At 44.0% G+C, this 17,141-nt stretch carries 23 protein-coding genes; 17 read left to right on the top strand and 6 right to left on the bottom strand.

Annotated features, from left to right (window positions below):
• Positions 1-3: 3 nt before the first annotated feature.
• Positions 4-528, top strand: a complete 525-nt coding sequence (locus AZ46_RS07650; protein ID WP_029280458.1) for a phosphatidylglycerophosphatase A family protein — start codon at positions 4-6, stop codon at positions 526-528.
• A gap of 179 nt (positions 529-707) precedes the next feature.
• Positions 708-1,484: a TerC family protein gene (locus AZ46_RS07645; RefSeq protein WP_029280460.1), complete on the top strand. Its 777-nt coding sequence runs from the start codon at positions 708-710 to the stop codon at positions 1,482-1,484.
• A 49-nt stretch (positions 1,485-1,533) separates the two neighbouring features.
• Here the strand turns inward: AZ46_RS07645 and AZ46_RS21900 are convergent, their stop codons facing one another.
• A complete protein-coding gene (locus AZ46_RS21900; protein ID WP_158001626.1) occupies positions 1,534-1,689 on the bottom strand; it encodes a hypothetical protein in 156 nt (51 codons plus the stop codon).
• Between the two features lie 145 nt (positions 1,690-1,834).
• On the opposite strand from AZ46_RS21900, the gene AZ46_RS07640 reads away from it, so the two are divergent.
• The 4 genes from AZ46_RS07640 to AZ46_RS07625 all read left to right on the top strand — a co-directional run bounded on the left by AZ46_RS07640 (position 1,835) and on the right by AZ46_RS07625 (position 4,669).
• Positions 1,835-2,578: an anthrax toxin lethal factor-related metalloendopeptidase gene (locus AZ46_RS07640; RefSeq protein WP_328286781.1), complete on the top strand. Its 744-nt coding sequence runs from the start codon at positions 1,835-1,837 to the stop codon at positions 2,576-2,578.
• A 26-nt stretch (positions 2,579-2,604) separates the two neighbouring features.
• Entirely contained in the window at positions 2,605-3,399 is a 795-nt protein-coding gene (locus tag AZ46_RS07635; protein WP_029280463.1) for a thymidylate synthase, read from the top strand.
• The gene (locus tag AZ46_RS07630) at positions 3,396-3,878 is read left to right on the top strand and encodes a dihydrofolate reductase (protein WP_029280465.1); all 483 of its coding nucleotides are present in this window, start codon (positions 3,396-3,398) and stop codon (positions 3,876-3,878) included. The genes AZ46_RS07635 and AZ46_RS07630 overlap by 4 nt, the downstream gene beginning before the upstream one ends.
• 65 nt (positions 3,879-3,943) lie before the next feature.
• Entirely contained in the window at positions 3,944-4,669 is a 726-nt protein-coding gene (locus tag AZ46_RS07625) for a lysophospholipid acyltransferase family protein (protein WP_029280467.1), read from the top strand.
• 19 nt (positions 4,670-4,688) lie between these two features.
• Here the strand turns inward: AZ46_RS07625 and trhA are convergent, their stop codons facing one another.
• From trhA to AZ46_RS07610, 3 genes are all read right to left on the bottom strand, one after another.
• A complete protein-coding gene (trhA, locus tag AZ46_RS07620) occupies positions 4,689-5,330 on the bottom strand; it encodes a PAQR family membrane homeostasis protein TrhA (protein ID WP_029280469.1) in 642 nt (213 codons plus the stop codon).
• The gene (locus AZ46_RS07615) at positions 5,314-6,384 is read right to left on the bottom strand and encodes a sigma 54-interacting transcriptional regulator (protein ID WP_029280470.1); all 1,071 of its coding nucleotides are present in this window, start codon (positions 6,382-6,384) and stop codon (positions 5,314-5,316) included. Before AZ46_RS07615 ends, trhA begins: the two co-directional genes overlap by 17 nt.
• A gap of 103 nt (positions 6,385-6,487) precedes the next feature.
• Positions 6,488-6,712, bottom strand: coding sequence for a hypothetical protein (locus tag AZ46_RS07610; RefSeq protein ID WP_029280471.1), 225 nt, complete (start codon positions 6,710-6,712; stop codon positions 6,488-6,490).
• Positions 6,713-6,826: 114 nt separating this feature from the next.
• Here AZ46_RS07610 and ilvA point away from each other — a divergent pair, with 114 nt between their 5' ends.
• From ilvA to AZ46_RS21895, 4 genes are all read left to right on the top strand, one after another.
• On the top strand, positions 6,827-8,095 hold the full coding sequence (ilvA, locus tag AZ46_RS07605) for a threonine ammonia-lyase IlvA (protein ID WP_029280473.1): 1,269 nt from the start codon (positions 6,827-6,829) through the stop codon (positions 8,093-8,095).
• A 90-nt stretch (positions 8,096-8,185) separates the two neighbouring features.
• Entirely contained in the window at positions 8,186-8,437 is a 252-nt protein-coding gene (locus AZ46_RS07600) for a DUF2535 family protein (protein ID WP_029280475.1), read from the top strand.
• Between the two features lie 666 nt (positions 8,438-9,103).
• On the top strand, positions 9,104-9,946 hold the full coding sequence (locus AZ46_RS07595; protein ID WP_029280477.1) for a DegV family protein: 843 nt from the start codon (positions 9,104-9,106) through the stop codon (positions 9,944-9,946).
• 105 nt (positions 9,947-10,051) lie between these two features.
• Complete coding sequence (locus AZ46_RS21895) at positions 10,052-10,219, top strand: hypothetical protein (RefSeq protein WP_161781204.1); 168 nt, start codon at positions 10,052-10,054, stop codon at positions 10,217-10,219.
• Positions 10,220-10,297: 78 nt separating this feature from the next.
• On the opposite strand, the gene AZ46_RS07590 is transcribed toward AZ46_RS21895, so the two are convergent.
• Complete coding sequence (locus AZ46_RS07590) at positions 10,298-10,780, bottom strand: PCYCGC motif-containing (lipo)protein (RefSeq protein WP_029280479.1); 483 nt, start codon at positions 10,778-10,780, stop codon at positions 10,298-10,300.
• A 144-nt stretch (positions 10,781-10,924) separates the two neighbouring features.
• Between AZ46_RS07590 and AZ46_RS07585 the strand changes: the two genes are divergently transcribed.
• The 7 genes from AZ46_RS07585 (at position 10,925) to ypmT (ending at position 16,822) form a co-directional block, all read left to right on the top strand.
• Positions 10,925-11,881, top strand: coding sequence for a nucleoside hydrolase (locus AZ46_RS07585; protein WP_029280481.1), 957 nt, complete (start codon positions 10,925-10,927; stop codon positions 11,879-11,881).
• A gap of 69 nt (positions 11,882-11,950) precedes the next feature.
• The gene (locus AZ46_RS07580) at positions 11,951-12,523 is read left to right on the top strand and encodes an SCO family protein (protein ID WP_029280482.1); all 573 of its coding nucleotides are present in this window, start codon (positions 11,951-11,953) and stop codon (positions 12,521-12,523) included.
• A gap of 122 nt (positions 12,524-12,645) precedes the next feature.
• Positions 12,646-13,440 (top strand): SGNH/GDSL hydrolase family protein, encoded by a 795-nt coding sequence (locus tag AZ46_RS07575; RefSeq protein ID WP_029280484.1) that lies wholly within the window; start codon positions 12,646-12,648, stop codon positions 13,438-13,440.
• A 15-nt stretch (positions 13,441-13,455) separates the two neighbouring features.
• Complete coding sequence (locus tag AZ46_RS07570) at positions 13,456-14,040, top strand: YpmS family protein (protein ID WP_029280485.1); 585 nt, start codon at positions 13,456-13,458, stop codon at positions 14,038-14,040.
• Positions 14,041-14,308: 268 nt separating this feature from the next.
• The gene (locus tag AZ46_RS07565) at positions 14,309-15,481 is read left to right on the top strand and encodes an FxLYD domain-containing protein (RefSeq protein WP_029280487.1); all 1,173 of its coding nucleotides are present in this window, start codon (positions 14,309-14,311) and stop codon (positions 15,479-15,481) included.
• A gap of 13 nt (positions 15,482-15,494) precedes the next feature.
• The gene (locus tag AZ46_RS07560) at positions 15,495-16,616 is read left to right on the top strand and encodes a S1C family serine protease (protein WP_029280489.1); all 1,122 of its coding nucleotides are present in this window, start codon (positions 15,495-15,497) and stop codon (positions 16,614-16,616) included.
• A 5-nt stretch (positions 16,617-16,621) separates the two neighbouring features.
• Entirely contained in the window at positions 16,622-16,822 is a 201-nt protein-coding gene (gene ypmT, locus AZ46_RS07555) for a protein YpmT (RefSeq protein WP_152554730.1), read from the top strand.
• A 45-nt stretch (positions 16,823-16,867) separates the two neighbouring features.
• On the opposite strand, the gene AZ46_RS07550 is transcribed toward ypmT, so the two are convergent.
• Positions 16,868-17,086: a hypothetical protein gene (locus tag AZ46_RS07550; protein WP_029280493.1), complete on the bottom strand. Its 219-nt coding sequence runs from the start codon at positions 17,084-17,086 to the stop codon at positions 16,868-16,870.
• Positions 17,087-17,141 lie beyond the last annotated feature (55 nt).

Raw genomic sequence — 17,141 nt, 5'->3', positions numbered from 1 at the left:
CTAGTGGGCAAATACACGATTGATGAAATGGTGAAAACAACAAAAGAAATGCTGTATGACAGGGGAGTAGCGCTGACGGATATCGCAGAGATTGTCATGACGCTGCAGAAGAAATATATCCCTGACATTACACTTGAAGATTGTGTAGAAAACGTAGAAAGAGTTCTGAACAAGCGGGAAATTGTCCATGCCGTCCTGACTGGGCTTGCGCTTGATCAGCTCGCGGAGCAGAACCTGCTTCCGCAGCCGCTTCAGCATCTTGTTGAAACAGACGAACCGCTCTACGGCATCGATGAAATCATTCCGCTTTCCATCGTGAATGTGTACGGCTCCATAGGCTTGACCAATTTCGGATATCTGGACAAAGAAAAGTTCGGCATTATAAAAGCGCTTGATGAACATGGCGGAAACCGCGTCAATACCTTTCTCGATGATCTTGTGGCTGCACTTGCCGCTGCCGCAGCAAGCAGAATGGCGCACAGAGCAAGGGATATAGCGGATGGCCGCGATGCAAAAGCTACAGTATAAAAATTGTGCACCTCTATGGTGCATATTTTTTTTTGAAACCTTTTCCGGGCTCAATCGTATTAAGTTGGGCAGGCTGCTTAAAAGTGTCTTTTTCATGAAGAAAGGTGAAAATACTTAACAAGCAATCTATTTTTCAGTATAATGAAAAAGTTAATGTGAAGTTTAGGAGGAAATGGCAAATGGCAATTTTGGAAGGCATGCTTGAAACATACGCACTTTTTTTTGATTGGGATATGTGGGTTAAGGTACTTACAGATCCGGTTTCATGGGGACTGATTGGAACACTGATTATTCTCGAAGGTCTTTTATCAGCAGATAATGCGCTGGTACTGGCTGTTATGGTAAGACATTTGCCTGAAAAGCAGCGCAAAAAAGCGTTATTTTACGGTTTACTTGGAGCATACGTCTTCCGCTTCATCGCTATTGGCGTCGGGGTATTCCTGATTAAACTGTGGTGGGTAAAAATATTAGGTGCAGCCTATCTTGCATGGCTTGCAATTAAATATTTCATGGATAAACGAAAAGAAAATGCCGAAGGTGATGAAGAGCACGGCGGCATCAACAAAAACGGCCTGCTTATCCGTCTTTTCGGTACGTTCTGGGGTACAGTTGTTGCAGTAGAATTAATGGATATCGCGTTCTCTGTAGACAGCGTCCTTGCAGCATTCGGCGTCAGCGAAGAAGTATGGGTTCTTCTTCTTGGAGGAATTTTTGGGGTACTTATGATGCGCGGAGTTGCCGGCGTATTCCTCAAATTGATTGACAAAGTGCCTGAGCTTGAAACAACTGCCTACATTCTTATTGCTCTGATTGCAGTTAAAATGGGTCTGGCTGTAGCGCACATTCACATTGAGCACTCTGTATTCTTCATCGTCATCCTTGTGATGTTTGCAGGTACATTCGCTCTTAACTACTTCCGCAAAAAATCAAGCCACAGCAACAGCACTGGCTTATAATTTTCAAAGTGAAAAAGCTGCATTCGTGCGGCTTTTTTATTTTGTTTTTCTATCCCATAAAAAGCATTGAAAACAGCGCAATCAATCCGATTGAAGTAAGGCCGTCAAGGACCATGTAGCTCTTAAGCGTCATAACTTCAATGACTTCTTCTGTCAGCTGCTGCCTTTCTCTGTATGGAATGTTCCGCTTTATTAGCATCCTCATCAAGATCACCTAATTTCCATGATAATTTCCATCATATGGCGGAATCGCCGTAAAAGTGACAGGACAGAGTATATGGGCTGGGTCTTTTCAGTATGTTACTATTTTCATAAGTATATAGAACGAATGAAGGAGGTATACATATGTGATGAAACGAAATCTTATCCTGGCAAGCCTTGCCATTACAGCAGCTTTTGCCTTTTATTTCTATACGTCCGTAAGTATCCCCTCCGGTCAGCTTCTGAAAGAACATCCTCTCATTCAGGAAACAACAGCGATACCTGCAGACTCCCCGCTGAACGAAATGGTTTATTTGCCGGAACAAAGCATAGAGGAGCAGGAAGCAGAAAAGATGCTGAAAAACCTTCATCAAATCCATCCTGCCATTCTTAAAGCTGCAAAAGATCAGGGTGTCGTCATTAAGCTGTTTGAAGGAAAATTGACGGAAGAAAAAGGGCTTAAGCATCTGGATGGATTAACGCCAAAGGGGCGGAGTGAAAAAGCAGGCTGGGAAAGCGTTCCGGGCATGACAGAGGATAACAGAGTATACGTGAAAATCGGCATGAGTGAATACGGTATGGGTCACGGATCGGTGTCCCTTGAGCTGCACGAATTTGCTCATGCTGCAGATCTCAACGTTTTTTCCCGGGTCAGAAGCAATCCGCTTTATTTGAATATATGGAAAAAAGAAGCCGGCATGCTGTTTTCAGACCAGACCTATTTCAAACGATTTCCGGAAGAGTATTTTGCAGAAATCTTTGCGATGTATTATTACAGCAGGGAGACAAGAATAAAGCTGAAGGAAATGGCGCCGCTTTCTTATCAGTTTATCGCGAATCTTTATAAATCAACGGTAGAAAACGGGGCGGACTTCCGATACAATTATCACTAGATGAAATACGAAGGAAGTGTCTTTAAATGAAGCAGTATTTGGATTTATGCAAGCATGTTCTTTCAAATGGGACAGTAAAGGAAGACCGGACAGGCACCGGAACGATCAGTACGTTCGGTTACCAAATGAGATTCGACCTAAGCGAAGGATTCCCTCTTCTGACAACGAAAAAGCTTCACTTAAAATCGATTATTCACGAACTGATCTGGTTTTTGAGAGGAGATACGAACGTAAAGTATCTTCAGGACAACGGAGTGCGCATCTGGAACGAGTGGGCTGATGAAAACGGCGAGCTTGGCCCTGTATACGGAAGGCAATGGCGTTCGTGGGAGGGTGCAAATGGTGAAACGGTGGATCAGATCGCAAAACTGATTGATCAGATTAAAAACAACCCTGATTCAAGACGGCTGATCGTGAGCGCCTGGAACCCGGCAGATGTCGATAAGATGGCACTGCCGCCATGCCACTGTTTTTTTCAGTTTTACGTAAACGATGGAAAGCTATCATGCCAGCTTTATCAGCGGTCAGCTGATGTCTTTCTCGGCGTTCCGTTCAACATTGCCTCATACGCGCTGCTGACGATGATGGTGGCCCATGTGACGGACCTGGAACCGGGTGAGTTTGTTCATACCTTCGGAGATGTTCACATTTATAAAAATCACCTGGAGCAGGTCGACCTGCAGCTGACCCGCGATGTCAGAAAGCTTCCGAAAATGAAGCTCAATCCGGACGTGAAATCGATCTTTGATTTTTCATTTGAAGATTTCACACTTCAAGACTATGATCCTCATCCGCATATTAAAGGGGCTGTCAGCGTATGATTTCGATGATTGTCGCAATGGATGAAAATCATCTCATCGGACGCAACAATGATCTGCCGTGGCGAATCCCCGCTGATCTTGCCTACTTTAAAAAGGTGACGCTCGGCCATCCGGTCCTGATGGGGCGGAAGACCTTTGAATCGATTGGAAAGCCTCTGCCAGGCAGAGAAAATATTATTCTTACACGGAACAAGCATTACTCTCAGGAAGGCACAAAGGTTATTCATGAGCTGGGTGAAGTGCTGGGTGACCAGTCACTACAAGAGAAGAATCTGTTCATCATCGGCGGAGCAGAAATCTTCAAAGAATGCCTGCATCTTGCAGACAGGCTGTATATAACGAAGATTCATGATACCTTTGAAGGAGATACCTTTTTTCCGGAATTCAAAGAAGAAAACTACCGTGTCATCAGCCGTGAAAAAGGGCCGAAAGACGAGAAGAATCCGTATGATTATGAATTTATCATATTTGAGAAATAGAAAATGAAAAAAGCCTCCCGTATAATAGGGAGGCTTCTTATCGGGACATCAGGAGGAACAATCTAATGATCAGAATGTTAGTGACGGTTTTGTACGGAATTGGCTATTTAATCTGCAGCCTGCCGGAACTCAGCCGTGTGAAAAAGCTTGACCCGCGTCTTTCCGTCGAAAAAAGAGACGAAGCGGCACACACACTCCCTAAAAACTGGGCAGCATCGTTAATCAGGTCTTCAGGTTCCAAGGTGACGCTAGAAGGGGAACATAACATGCCGGACGGTCCTGTACTCATTGTGAGCAATCATCAAAGCAATTTTGATATACCGGTTTTAATGAGTTCGCTTAAAAAACCGGCAGGATTTCTCTCGAAAACAGAAGTGAAAAAACTGCCCCTTCTTCCAAAATGGATGGAAGTCATGAACTGCATTTTTGTTGACCGCAAAAATAAACGCCAGGCTCTGCTGTCTTTGAAAGAAGGAAGCGAAAAACTGAAAGAGGGCCACTCCCTGATTATTTTTCCGGAGGGAACAAGAAGCAAAGGGGACGATCTGGCCGAATTTAAGACAGGTGCTCTCCGTATGGCTGCAGGAGCGGGGGTTCCGATTGTGCCGGTTGCGATTGACGGTACGTATGACATTATGGAAAAACAGGGCGGATGGAGATTTAAGCCGTCAAAAGTTAAAGTCATTGTCTGCAAGCCGGTCCAGGCAGAGGAGTATACAGGCCGGGATTTAAAGACTACGGCTGAAGAATTAAGGCAGACCATCGCAAAAACACTCAGGAATTCCTCCTGAGTGTTTTTTGTTTCTATTTTTAAATAAATGGCACATCCGTTACATAAAAGAGTACGCAGAAAAACATAGCCGCACTGCCTGCAAGAACAAATCCGTGCCAGATTGCATGGTGGTAGGGAATCTTTCTCCAGACGTAGAAGACAGCGCCGATTGTATAGAGCAGACCGCCCGCAAGCAGCAGTCCGAACCCTTCAGGGCTTAAATAGGCATATAAAGGCTTAATCGCAATGATAATGAGCCAGCCCATCAGAATGTAGGCAAGTGTTGAAAGGATGATAAATCGCTTTACAAAAAAGATCTTCAGCACAATGCCAGCAATCGCGAGACCCCATACAATGCCGAGCAGCGTAAATCCAAGCGCTCCCCGAAGCGGAACAAGGAGAAACGGAGTATACGTTCCGGCAATCAGCAGATAGATGGCCGAGTGATCCAGTATCTCAAAAACGTCCTTTGCCTTTCTGTGCGGAATGGCATGGAGAAGTGTTGAGAACAAGTAAAGCAGAATCATCGTTGCCCCAAAAATGGAAAAGCTGACAATGTGCCATGCATCTCCGTATTTAGCGGCATAGATTATCAGGTAAACGAGAGCCGGGATGCTTAGAAGCACGCCGATTCCATGTGTGATCGCATTTGCAATTTCTTCTTTAATCGAGTATTCCATCTTTAGCTGCCTCCTTTTGAATCGTTTCAAGATTCTGGCTCAATGACTGCAGGAAATCAAGGCCTTCAAGCGTTATTTTAGTTCCTGCACGTCCGCGGCCCTTTGTCACATACTCATTTCTTTCGAGAAAATCCAGTCTGTGCCTGACCTGCTGGGGTGTCAGCGGGTTTTTTGTCTGTTTGCTGCTGTCGGAAATGGTTCTCCTGCTGGCAGGGTCCCCGTCTTCATTTGAATCCCGGATCGACTCGAGGATGAACAGGTATTCCTGTTTATCCATCATCGTCAAGGGCTTATCTTTTGTTTTTTTAGGTTCTTTTTTGCTCACCGTCTCCTTTGAAAGGAAGGGATCCTTCGGGAGGTCATGCAGCTGAATGGATCTGCCGTCGCAAACCGTAAGCAAGTAGTCCATCGTGTTTCTGAGTTCAAGAATATTGCCGGGCCATGGATACCCTGAAAGAATTTCACTGACCCTCTTATCAATGCGCAGCTCATGCCCTCTTTCCTTTATAAAAAAGGCAGAGAGAAGCGGGATGTCTGTCTTTCGCTCACTTAATGGAGGAAGCGTCAGTCTTAGTACATTTACATGATAATAAAAATCCTGACGAAGAGTTCCATTTTCTACAAGAGCTTTTAAATCCTGAGAAGAAGAGACAATGATCCGGACGTCTGACGGGACAGACGTTGAAGAACCTGTTCTTTTTGTTTGCTTCGTCTGAAGAACTCTCAGAAGCTGAGCCTGAAGGTCCAGGCTTAAACCTGAGATTTCATGAAGGAAAACAGTTCCTCCATCTGCAGATTCGATCAGACCGCTCCTTTGATCTGAGCCGAAAAGTTCCTCATAAAGAGCAGCTTCAGAATATGTACTGCAGTTAACAGAAGCGATAGGGCGGGCAGATCTCTCAGAAGCCAGATGAATCGCGTGTGCAAATGTTTGTTTGCCGCTTCCTACGGGGCCTTCCAGCATGACGGGCAGATCATTTGCAGCCATTTTTTTTGCAAGTGATTTTTTTTCAATAAACAGCGGGTGTTCCCCAATCAATTTTTCAAGTGTCATATGTTTGCTCCTTGAATGTTCTAATTGGTTTCATTATAACACCCAAATGCAACTAAATGGAACCAATAAAAACATCTTTACAGAATATTAATAAAAATGCAAGCTATTGCTCCATCGCTTTAAGATTTTCAAGCATGTATGTAAACTGCTTCGGATTTTCAAATTGAGATTCCGTCCAGTTCAGCCTGATCCACTCTTTGAGTTCTTGCACGGAGTTAAACACTTCTCCGCTCGTATCCTCTTTCCTGATCATATACCGTCCGTTATCTGCGTCTGCTGTGACCAGGCAGGGAATGGCGCTGCCTGGTGATTTTAATTCAAACTCCATCATAAAACCTCCATTGTTAAATAATTGTGTGAATTTTTTAATAATAACTTTTAATTTTGAATATTCATGATATAATGTTTCAATTAAACTCTAGTTGCAGAAAGGATTTTCCGAATGAAACAAATGATGAATCTTGAACCCTCACTTCATGTGGCTGACATCCTAAAGGCGCACCATTTGTTAAAGGATGTAATCGTCCACACGCCTCTCCAAAAAGACGAGCGTCTTTCTGAAAAATATGAATGCAGCGTTTATTTGAAAAGAGAAGACCTTCAGATTGTCCGATCATTCAAATTAAGAGGGGCATACAACAAGATCAAGCAGCTGTCTGAACAGGAAACGGCTAACGGTATTGTTTGTGCAAGCGCCGGGAATCATGCACAGGGCGTTGCCTATTCCTGCAAACAGCTGAACATTCACGGCAAAATCTATATGCCTTCAACCACCCCGAGGCAGAAGGTTTCACAAGTTGAGCTTTTTGGCCGCGGGCATATTGAAATCATTCTCACAGGCGACACGTTTGATGATTCCTACAAAAAAGCGAGAGAGTGCAGCGAGGCCGAAGGCAGATCCTTCATCCATCCGTTTGACGATCTCGACGTGATAGCAGGCCAGGGGACGATTGCCCTTGAAATTTTAAATGACGCTGATGCTGAGATGGACTATGTGTTTGCAAGCATCGGGGGCGGCGGCCTGATTTCAGGCGTCGGCAGTTATTTTAAGCAGGTTTCCCCAGGAACGAAGGTCATTGGAGTTGAGCCGGAAGGAGCTCCGTCATATGCGGAATCCATTTCAGCCGGCAAAGTGGTTGAGCTTGATAAAATTGATAAATTTGTAGACGGAGCAGCAGTAAAAAGAGTTGGGGACACCAATTTTTCCATCTGCAGGTCCGTTGTAGATGACACGGTACTTGTTCCGGAAGGGAAAGTGTGCACGACCATTCTCAGCCTCTACAATGAAAATGCGATCGTGGCAGAGCCTGCCGGAGCCTTGCCGATTGCCGCCCTGGATTTTTACCGCGACCAGATAAAAGGGAAAAACATTGTCTGCATCGTAAGCGGAGGGAACAACGACATTGGACGGATGCAGGAGATGAAAGAGCGGTCACTCATGTACGAAGGCCTGCAGCATTACTTTATTGTCAACTTCCCTCAGCGAGCAGGCGCACTCAGAGAATTTCTGGATGAAGTGCTCGGCCCGGATGATGACATTTCAAGATTTGAATATACAAAGAAAAACAACCGTGACAGCGGCCCTGCCTTTGTAGGGATTGAACTGAAAAAAAGGGAAGATTACAGCGGCCTGATCGAAAGAATGAACCGCAAAGGATTCCCATACACAGAAGTGAAAAAAGACAGCAGCCTGTTCCATCTTTTCATCTGAAAAATTTCATTCTTCCTGACACAATTAGACAGATTTCTTAAAGCTGTTGGGGTATAATATAAGAAACGGGTGAAAAAGAGGATTGATAACTTGTTATTCAAAAGCCTAGAGTTCAAGCTGTTAAATGGACATAAGGTAAAGATCACAGATATTCCAGTATTGGAGGAAGATAATCAATACCGATTTCTCGTTCAAAGCCGTCTGCAGTCGTTCCTCAGAAAGATCACTGCAAAACCGCAACCAAACGCTGTTTACTCATTTAAAGAGTACTTAAAAAGAACCGTCAAATGGACCGATTATGAAGCAATCTATCAGCCAGTCACACTAAAGCATAATGCATAGTACAAGAGCGCATGCCCCGGGCATGCGCTCTTTCATTTTTAGCCTGTATCTTTAATTCATGCCCTGGAAAACTGAGAAACGATGTGGGAGGGTAAGCAACGTCTCGAATCCTACCCTCGCAAACCGAGAAACGATGTGAGAGGGTAAGCAAGCGCCCGAATCGTACCCTCGCAAACCGAAAAACGATATGGGAGGGTAAGCAACGTCTCGAATTGTACCCTCGCAAACCGAAAAACGATGTGGGAGGGTAAGCAAGGCCGCGAATCTTACCCCCGCAAACCGAAAAACGATGTGGGAGGGTAAGCAAGGCCGCGAATCGTACCCTCGCAAACCGAGAAACGATCTGAGAGGGTAAGCAAAGGTGTGAATCGTACCCTCGCAAACCGAAAAACGATGTGTGAGGGTAAGCAAAGGCGTGAATCGTACCCTCGCAAACCGAGAAACGATCTGGGAGGGTAAGCAAGATCGCGCACGATCTTATTTTATACAGATATTTGTCAGAAAAAACAAAGACTGGTATGATGAAAAAACAGTCTTTTGTGTACAGAAAAAAGTCTGATGCCTGCAAAATTGGCAGTTTCCATAAGTTTGTATGCGATTTCGATTGAAACATCTTTATTTGAATGTATAATACAAGGTAGCAAGAATAATAGGGAAGTGATACCGTTGACAAAAGTGAAAATTGTGACTGATTCAACCGGAGATTTGAGTCAGGACATTCTTGAGAAATATGAGATTAACGTTGTTCCGCTGACGATTGTGATAGATGGAAAATCGTACCTTGACCGTGTAGATATTCAGCCCGCTGAATTTATTGAAAAGATGAAAAAAGCGGACGAGCTCCCAAAAAGCTCTCAGCCGCCTGCAGGAAAGTTTGTGGAAATGTATGACAAGCTGGCATCTGACGGAAGCATCATCATCTCCATCCACATGACAGGCGGCATGAGCGGGACTGTCCGTTCTGCAGAGAGTGCAGCCGGAATGACGGATGCAGATGTGACCGTTGTTGATTCTATGTTCATCTCAAGAGCGCTAAGCTTTCAGGTGATAGAAGCCGCTAAGATGGCACAGGACGGAGCTTCTAAAGAAGAAATTCTTGAGAGATTGGATGAAATCCGCCGCAATACAAGTCTGTTTGTAACGGTTGACACGCTTGAGAACCTTGTAAAGGGAGGCCGTATCGGCAGAGGAAAAGCCATGATTGGATCCCTTCTGAACATCAAGCCGATTGCCTCACTGGCAGACGGTGTATACACGCCGGTTACAAAAGTGCGCAGCCACTCACAAATTGTTAAGTATCTTGCAAAACAATTTGCGGAGGATGTAAAAAACAAAACGGTTAAAGCTGTCGGAATTGTGCACGCGGATTCACTGACGCTTGCGACCAACTTAAAAAATGCCCTGCATGAAATGAACGCAGATTATCCGATTGATGTCCATTACACTACCCCGGTCATCTCAACGCACACCGGTCCCGGAGCTATCGGATTTATGTACTATGCTGAATAGATAAAAAAAGGCGCATGAGCAATCATGCGCCTTTTTGAATATTCTGAAACTTATTTTCGGTTCATCCGTATTAGTACTAACCTATAGAAAGAAGGTGAAACAACTATGCTTTGGCTGATGATTCTGTCCCCGGTTTTAATCCTGTCGGCTATTGCCATTTATTTCAGCAGAAAATCCGGAATGACTCTTCCTGAAGATTCTAAACAGGATGAGCAATCTGGTTTTCTGTCCGGTTCAGGCTCAACAATGAATTCTTACGGTCCCCCAAACTAGCCTCCGCAGCCTCTTCTATAAAAAGACCCGGGAATATCACTATTCCCGGGTGTTGTCTCACAAATGAGCTGCCTCTGCTTATACTCCCGGCAGTTTAGTATCCGTAGGTTCTGCATACCCTTCCTTATACTGCTCATCAATCATTTGACGCACTTCTTTTACAGAGGTGCCTTTTTCGCGTTCGATAATGGCTTTAGCTGCAATCTCCAGGCATACTCCGCATTTTGTGCCGTGGTCGTCCCAGACAATGGTGCCGTCTTCTTTCCGTTCATTGATAAAGCAGTCCCCGTTATCTTTATGCCCGGCGGATTCGCCGCAGCCGCAGTAGCAAGGCATATAGCTCAGCAGATCTTCATGTCTGGCTGCCGCTGCATATAGAGTTTTGATTTCGTCTGGCTGCTTATCCAAAAATCCAGGGAGAATGTCCGCTGAAGGGGTTTCCTCGCGGATGTCTCCGTTGTTTTTAAACGTTGAATGACTGCTGTGGTCTTCATGTGTTTCCTTGCCGGCAGATTCCTGGCAGCCTGAGAGAATAAGAGAACAAGACAGAAAAGCGGTCATGAAGAATGGTATTTTCTTTTTCAATTCGGTCACCTGCTTTGCTTGATTACCTTTACTCTAACACATTTCAGATGAGGCAGTCCTTCCAAACTTTTGAACAAATATTGAATTTCTTCTCATACAGTAAGAAAAGGGGGGGAAGAGATGGGAACTAAGAAGGTGCTGTTTTTTGGCGATTTTGGAGTGGATGATATCACGGCGCTGATGTTCAGTTATTTTGATGATGATACAGACATCATTGGCATTGTGGCAGACTACGGGAACGTTTCCAAGCAGACGGCTTTAAAAACAGCGCAATACTTGGCGAAGCTGTCAAAAACGGAGAACATTCCCCTTATTGGAGGCGCAGCAAGGCCCCTTACTGGAGAAATACCTGTCTACTATCCGGAAATCCACGGCGAACAAGGGCTTGGACCCATTGTGCCCGAAGGCGATTTCCCAGATGGCAATTTTGAAAATTTTGAAATGATCCGATCATTGATCGTTACGTATAACTATGATGTAACAATCGTAAATGTAGGGCGTCTTACGTCGCTCGCAACGGCGTTCGTTCTTTTTCCGAACATTGTCGGAAGGGTGAAGGATATCTTTATCATGGGCGGCGCCTTTTTATACCCCGGCAATGTAACACCCGTTGCAGAAGCAAACTTCTACGGCGATCCTGCAGCAGCCAATCTTGTTTTGACCCTTGCGAATATGGTCTCCATTTTTCCGCTGAATGTCACAAATTACGCCATCATTCCGGATGAGATTATTCAGGAACTGGATCAATTCTACAAAGAGACCGATAATCAGTTTGGCCAGATTTTGAAGCCTATGATTGATTACTATACGAATTTTTATAAAAAAAACAACCCGGAAATTCAAGGCGGCCCGCTTCACGATCTTCTTGCATTCTGGGGCGCAGTCAGGGAAGAAAAGATTACTTTTGTAGAAAAGCCTGTGAAAGTAATTGTAGAATCAGAGTATGCCAGAGGCCAGAGCATTGCAGATTTCAGGCCGTATAAAACGCTCGCGGACTACCCTGTGCACAGAATTGCCGTCAAATTTGATTACGGGGCATTTGTGTCTGATTTTCAAAAGATTATGAGAAAGAAATGAAATCCTTTTCATGCCAGGCATGTTTTGATACACTACCCTTATTGAAAGATAAGGAAAGGTGAACCCGTGATGAAAAAATGGCTGTGGCTTATAGTATCTCTTACTCTCTTAACCGGGTGCGGAACCGGAGGCATTAAGGGGGCGCTCAATTATGAAATTGAAGATTTCTCCTATACAAATCAGGACGGGGAAAAAGTTGGACTGAGTGATCTGAAGGGTGACGTCTGGGTGGCGAATTTTATTTTTACAAGCTGCGACACCGTTTGTCCTCCAATGACTGCCCATATGACAGAGCTTCAGAAGCAGCTGAAAGCGGAGGGCCTTGATGACGTAAGGCTTGTTTCTTTCAGTGTTGATCCTGAAGTGGACACCCCTGAAAAACTGAAGGAATATGCAGGAAGGTATCCGCTGTCATTAGATAACTGGGATTTCCTTACCGGATATAAACAGAGCGACATAGACGCTTTTGCGAAAAACAGCTTTAAAACAATTGTTCAGAAGCCTGAAGGACAAGATCAGGTGATACATGGAACGCTTTTTTATCTAGTAGACCAAAACGGCAAAGTGATGAAGGACTATGACGGCGTTGAGAATGTGCCGTATGAAGAAATCATCGGGGATGCTAAGAAAATTCATGACTGATGCCCGCAAAATGCGGGTATTTTTAATTTACAGAGTACATTGTACAGATTTCTGCGCTGTAACTGTAAGCAAAAGCATGGTATAATCATAGGCTAAAAGAACGAGGAAAGGGGGATAACAACATGCGGAAATCGTTTTTAGCTCTTACAGGATTATGTCTCATGCTTGCCGGATGTGACGTTTTTTCTGCAAAGCCTGCTAATATGGCTATGAAACCTGAAGCAGCTGAGGACCCTTATACGAAAAAAACTATCCCCTCTGACTTTATCGAAAGCAATTTAAACGTGGTTGCAGTAGGAGACTCACTGACAGCAGGAGTCGGGGACGCTGACAACAATGGTGGATATGTAGGGGATGTCAGCGACCTTCTCCAGCTTGAGGAAGAGGTTTCCTCAGTAGATGTATCCAACTTCGGCGTCAGGGGACACAAAACGAATGACTTATTAAAAGTACTGGGCAAACGGGACGTGATTGAAAAGCTGAGAGAAGCAGACATCATTTTGATGACAATCGGCGGAAATGATATCATGAAAGTTACCCGCAATCATATTATGGATCTTCAGCTTGAGCCGTACAGAGAGGAACAGCCGCGTTTTGAGAAGCGGTTTAAGAAAATTTTAAATACGATCCGCAGCGCAAATCCGGATGCCGTTATTGTTTATACAGGACTTTACAATCCATTTAAATTCATGCTTCCTGAACTGAGCGAGATTGATACGATTGTCGAGGAATGGAATCAGGCGTCAAACAGGATGATTATGGCTGACGGAAATGCTATATTTGTTCCGACAGAAGATTTGTTTGCAACCAGATCTTATGGCAAATTGCTGTATGTAGACGAGTTTCACCCCAGTGAAACAGGGTATTCATTAATTGCAGACAGAGTTTATACAAGCTTGTCTGAACAGAACGAATAGGATTGGATGATATCAATGGGAAAATGGAAACTCGCATTTATCGTACTGCTCACATTAAATCTGGTATTTCTGCTGTTTTTGGCCGTATCTCCGTTTTTGCCCGCAGAACAGCCAAAAACAGAAACAGCAGATTTCAAAGCAGGGGATACGATTCCTCTTACCGTCAGTTCTTCAAAGAACGACCTGAACCGGCTGATTAACTATTATCTGGTGAAAGAAGCTAAAGCAGAGGAACTGAATTACAAGGTTCTGCTTGAAGATAAGGTAAACCTGTATGGTTCGGTAAAGGCTTTTGGTAAAGATGTTGATTTGACGCTCTCATTTGAGCCTCAGGTGAACGAGAACGGGAACCTGCTGTTAAAGGTTGAACGTCTGTCAATCGGCAGGCTGCCGATTCCTGTGCCGTATGTTATGAGCTATATTAAAAAGACATATCCGCTGCCCGAGTATGTATACATTGATCCAAAAAAGGAAAGTGTTACCGTTCAGATTACCGAATTGAAGTTTAAAAACAATCTCAAGGCTAAGGCAGAATCATTCAATCTGAAAAATGATGATATCCGGTTCAAGCTTTTTGTGCCGGCGGACTTCGAAAAGTAGCACTGTATCTTAAAACGGATACGGTGCTTTTTATTTTTAAAAAATGAGTCAATTGACACCGGTTAAGCTGAACAGTGATCAGGTGTAACAGTAATAGATAGAATGCAGCCGCAAGAAGCTGTCTTATAAACCTGATTATTAGTAAAATAGGCCTGCCATCATGAAGCTTCGCGGCACGAATGAAAGTAGAGCGAAAATAGCGAACCATGTATACTTAATAGAGATTGAGTCGAAATAAGGCGTCTGTACTCAGAAAAGGAGGCCGGACATGGAGTGTCATTATTGCGGTGAAAAAGAAATAGATCCCCTTTCGAATTATTGTCCATTTTGCGGAAAAAAAGTATTTATGAACGAGCAGGAATGGAAGCATTACCGGATATCCAAGCGTGCCCTGATTATTCTTCCAGCTGCAAGCATCGGTCTTGTATGGATGCTTCTGACGGCAGCGGATAAGCATGAGGCTGCGATTAATGATAAAGTGATTTCCTATCAGCAAAAAGCGGAAGATACAGCCCTTGCAGGAGAGTATGAGAAAGCACTTGATTTTGCAGATAAAGGACTTGCCCTTAGAGAAGACTACCGGATTCTTGAACAGGAAAAAGAACTGCTTCTTGGAGTTCTTCAGGATAAAGAAGACCTGGATCAGATCAATGCCCATATCCAAAAAGGAAATCTGGATCAGGCGGCAAAGCAAATAGCCGTACTGTCTAAAACGTTCAGCGGACATTCATCGCCTCTGTATGCGAAACTTAAAGCTGAGCTTGAACAGGCAGACAGAAATGTGACAGTGGCCGAAGTGAAAAAAGAAATAGAAACGCTTAACACGATTGAGGAGCTTTCTGAAAAGCTCAAAGAAGTGACTGTTTTAGATGCAGCGGAAGCAGGTAAAGTGAAAGAACAGATAAAGGCCAAAATGGTTCTGATCGGTTCATCAGCTGCAGAAGAAGATCTTGAAGAAAAGCAATTTAATGCAGCCATTGTGTCTGTTGATAAAGCCCTGCAGTATGATGGGGACAACGAAAAACTTCTTTCCTTAAAGGAGAAGATTCTATCAGAGCGGACCCATTTTGAACAGGCTGAACAGAACAGGCTGAAGCAGATAGCCATGGCAGCAAATGAAGAGAAGGAACGGACGGACAAAGTCCTGAAAACGTCGAATCCCGCTGTGGAAGAAGACGAATTCGGCGATGCTCATATAACCGGGAAAGTCAAAAACATTTCAGGTGCTCCCGTCCAGTCCATCACGATTTATTTTACTGTAAAGAATGAAGAGGGAACACTTATTGAAAAAGGAAAAACAAATGTATTTCCAAATGAACTTAAGCCTGGTGAAGAAGCTGAATACTCACATATCTCATATGGAGTGAAACAAGAGGTTTCGTTTGCCATTGAACGCATGACATGGCATGCAGGCAAAAACACGGTCACTAAGCACCAATAAGAAAGGGACGTATATGAAAAAGAATTGGATTATCAGCATTTCGCTGTCACTCCTTATCTTTTCAGCAGGGGCAGCAGGATATGTTCAAATTAAAAGTGACGCTGCAGAAAACATCTTTTCTGAGCCTTCTATTCTCCGTGAATCAAAAAAGGAAGAAATGCAGCTGGATTTAAAGGAGATTATCAGGGAAACGCAGAAAAAAACAGTAATGGTTGAGCTTGCAGATGGAACAGTTGGGTCAGGATTTCTTTTCAACATGGAAGGCGACATTCTCACAAATGCGCATGTGGTTGCCGGAACAGACGAAGTTAAAGTGAGAACGACGGATGCGAAAGGCTACGACGGGAAAGTCATTGGCATCAGCACTGAAACAGATGTTGCATTAGTAAGAGTGGAGGGGCTTAAAGGGCAGGAACCGGTCCGGATCGCAGAAGAATTCGATGCTGAACTTGGACAGGAAATTCTGGCTCTTGGAAGTCCTTTAGGGTTTCAAAACACGGTGACAACAGGTATTATCAGCGGAACAAACAGAGATTTTGATCTTCCTCCGTATACGTACAAAGGCGTACATCAAATATCTGCACCTATTGCACCGGGAAACAGCGGGGGGCCTCTTATTGACCGAAAAACCGGACAGGTCGTCGGCATGAACTCTGCGAGAATGGAAGACGGGGAAATTGGCTTCAGCATACCGATTGAGGATATACTGCCTATTGCCAAAACATGGGCGCAAAATCCGATGAAGTCATTGCCTGCATATACAGGTCTTGACGATTCAGGAGAAATGAGTGAAAATAAAAAGTCAGAAACGGCCGATTATCTGGTCAGCTATTACATAGAGAGTCTTGACTTCCATGACTATGTTACGGCCTATTCTCTGCTTGGAAGCGAACTGCAGACAGAATTGACCTATGAAGCATTCAAAGAGCAGTTTAACCGTTTTTCATCTATGTCAATTGAGACAATCACAACAGAAAAATCAGGTGAGGAAATCATCGTGCATGCAGACATTACTGTACAGCCAAAAACGGGCGGAAAGCCTTCGGAACAGATGTTAAAAGCTTCCTATACAGTGGCCTATGAAAACGAACAGGCCAAAATTATTGACCAGGAGATAAAAGAGGATAAGAGGTGAAAGGGTTGAAGGATCTTTTTTTGATGATCAGCGCAGCGGGGCTGATGATTTCTTTGTATTTTGGGGGAATGGCGTACTTTGCCTATGCAGAAGAAAAGTACAATGAAGTATTTATGAACGTATCGTACTGTGCCATTTTTCTAAGTGCTTCGATTTATTCTCTGCATTTGAAAGATGAAAAAAAGAAAGCGCAGAAAAATAATTAACGGACAAAGAGGAGGCTGTGAGCCTCCTTTTTGCTTATGGTAAAATTATTGACCTTCTTCTTCTTCAGCGCCTTCTTCTTCCTCTGGTGCTTCTTCAGTTGTTTCTTCTTCAGTACCCTCTTCAGTAGTTGTTTCCTCTTCGGTGCCTTCTGTTTCTTCCATGTTGTCTTCCTCAGGTGCATCCGTTTCTGTGTCGTTACAAGCAGTCATTAATGAGATAGCCAATAAAGAAGCCCCAACTTTTAACAGCATGTCTTTCTTCATTTTCTTTTTCCTCCCTTGTAACCTGTCTGAATAAGTTTTTTAACCTGCATTCCTG

The sequence above is a fragment of the Metabacillus indicus LMG 22858 genome (genome assembly GCF_000708755.2).
Taxonomy (GTDB): Bacteria; Bacillota; Bacilli; order Bacillales; family Bacillaceae; genus Bacillus_P; species Bacillus_P indicus.
Note: the sequence above shows the minus strand (reverse complement) of the source record. Positions and strands in the feature narration are given on the sequence as shown.

Excerpts from the sequence above, each read along its gene's own strand:
- AZ46_RS07565 (WP_029280487.1), top strand. The coding sequence starts at position 14,309 with ATGGAGTGTCATTATTGCGGTGAAAAAGAAATAGATCCCCTTTCGAAT.
- trhA (WP_029280469.1), bottom strand. The coding sequence starts at position 5,330 with ATGGAATACTCGATTAAAGAAGAAATTGCAAATGCGATCACACATGGA.
- AZ46_RS07580 (WP_029280482.1), top strand. The coding sequence starts at position 11,951 with ATGAAAAAATGGCTGTGGCTTATAGTATCTCTTACTCTCTTAACCGGG.
- AZ46_RS07570 (WP_029280485.1), top strand. The coding sequence starts at position 13,456 with ATGGGAAAATGGAAACTCGCATTTATCGTACTGCTCACATTAAATCTG.
- AZ46_RS07615 (WP_029280470.1), bottom strand. The coding sequence starts at position 6,384 with ATGACACTTGAAAAATTGATTGGGGAACACCCGCTGTTTATTGAAAAA.
- AZ46_RS07645 (WP_029280460.1), top strand. The coding sequence starts at position 708 with ATGGCAATTTTGGAAGGCATGCTTGAAACATACGCACTTTTTTTTGAT.
- ilvA (WP_029280473.1), top strand. The coding sequence starts at position 6,827 with ATGAAACAAATGATGAATCTTGAACCCTCACTTCATGTGGCTGACATC.
- AZ46_RS07550 (WP_029280493.1), bottom strand. The coding sequence starts at position 17,086 with ATGAAGAAAGACATGCTGTTAAAAGTTGGGGCTTCTTTATTGGCTATC.
- AZ46_RS07625 (WP_029280467.1), top strand. The coding sequence starts at position 3,944 with ATGATCAGAATGTTAGTGACGGTTTTGTACGGAATTGGCTATTTAATC.
- AZ46_RS07630 (WP_029280465.1), top strand. The coding sequence starts at position 3,396 with ATGATTTCGATGATTGTCGCAATGGATGAAAATCATCTCATCGGACGC.
- AZ46_RS07575 (WP_029280484.1), top strand. The coding sequence starts at position 12,646 with ATGCGGAAATCGTTTTTAGCTCTTACAGGATTATGTCTCATGCTTGCC.
- AZ46_RS21895 (WP_161781204.1), top strand. The coding sequence starts at position 10,052 with ATGCTTTGGCTGATGATTCTGTCCCCGGTTTTAATCCTGTCGGCTATT.
- AZ46_RS07590 (WP_029280479.1), bottom strand. The coding sequence starts at position 10,780 with ATGACCGCTTTTCTGTCTTGTTCTCTTATTCTCTCAGGCTGCCAGGAA.
- AZ46_RS07635 (WP_029280463.1), top strand. The coding sequence starts at position 2,605 with ATGAAGCAGTATTTGGATTTATGCAAGCATGTTCTTTCAAATGGGACA.
- AZ46_RS07640 (WP_328286781.1), top strand. The coding sequence starts at position 1,835 with ATGAAACGAAATCTTATCCTGGCAAGCCTTGCCATTACAGCAGCTTTT.
- AZ46_RS07610 (WP_029280471.1), bottom strand. The coding sequence starts at position 6,712 with ATGGAGTTTGAATTAAAATCACCAGGCAGCGCCATTCCCTGCCTGGTC.
- AZ46_RS21900 (WP_158001626.1), bottom strand. The coding sequence starts at position 1,689 with ATGAGGATGCTAATAAAGCGGAACATTCCATACAGAGAAAGGCAGCAG.
- AZ46_RS07585 (WP_029280481.1), top strand. The coding sequence starts at position 10,925 with ATGGGAACTAAGAAGGTGCTGTTTTTTGGCGATTTTGGAGTGGATGAT.
- AZ46_RS07560 (WP_029280489.1), top strand. The coding sequence starts at position 15,495 with ATGAAAAAGAATTGGATTATCAGCATTTCGCTGTCACTCCTTATCTTT.